Raw genomic sequence first — 982 nt, forward strand, 5'->3', positions numbered from 1 at the left:
TCGTGCTCTTGGCATGATGGTCAGTGACACGCCTGTTTATCGCGAGAAAACAGAATTCGGCGCAATGTTGATTCGTATGGCGGAGACCCACGTGCGTTTTGGCCATTTCGAGCATCTTTTCTATACCAATCAATTGGCAGAGCAAAAGTTGCTGGCGGACAAAGTCATCGAGTGGCACTTTGCTGATTGTGCGTCGGCAGAGAAGCCATACGCTGCAATGTTTGGTGAAATTGTTCAGAAAACAGCAGACATGATTGCTTACTGCCAAGCGTATGGGTTTGCTCATGGCGTGATGAACACCGATAACATGTCAATTCTCGGGCAAACCTTTGATTACGGGCCATTTGGTTTTCTCGACGATTATGAACCGGGGTACATTTGTAACCATTCTGATTATCAGGGGCGTTATGCGTTCGAGCAGCAACCGCGAATTGCCCTGTGGAATCTTTCTGCTTTGGCGCATGCCTTATCACCGCTCGTCGAGCGAGAAGATTTAGAACAGGCACTGAGCCAATTTGAAGGGCGTTTAAGCCAGCAGTTTAGCCGCTTGATGCGCAGTAAGCTGGGTTTGAAAACAAAAATTGCAGAAGACGGACGTTTGTTTGAGTCGATGTTTGAACTGCTTAATCAGAATCATACCGACTACACGCGATTCTTTAGAGCGTTGTCCAACCTCGATAAACAGCCAGCGCAAGAGGTCATCGATTTGTTTATTGACCGGGAAGCCGCCCAAGCTTGGCTTGATTTGTATTTGGCTCGATGTGAGCTGGAGGTAGATGAAATTGGTGAGCCGATTTCAGCCGAGCAGCGTTGTGAACAGATGCGCCAAGCCAACCCGAAATACATTCTTCGCAACTACCTTGCGCAATTGGCTATCGATAAAGCTGAGGAAGGGGATTTCAGCGAAGTTCACCGTCTTGCTGAGATACTTCGCCATCCATACGATTCGCAACCAGAGTTTGAAGCGTATGCCAAACTGCCG

1 protein-coding gene is annotated in these 982 nt (G+C 48.2%); it reads left to right on the forward strand.

Annotated elements, in window-relative coordinates; translation table 11 throughout:
- The coding region (locus R7E78_RS24830) for a protein adenylyltransferase SelO family protein (RefSeq protein ID WP_318058435.1) at positions 1 to 982 on the forward strand (982 nt) is incomplete at both ends.

Source organism: Vibrio sp. YT-19(2023) (assembly GCF_033337395.1).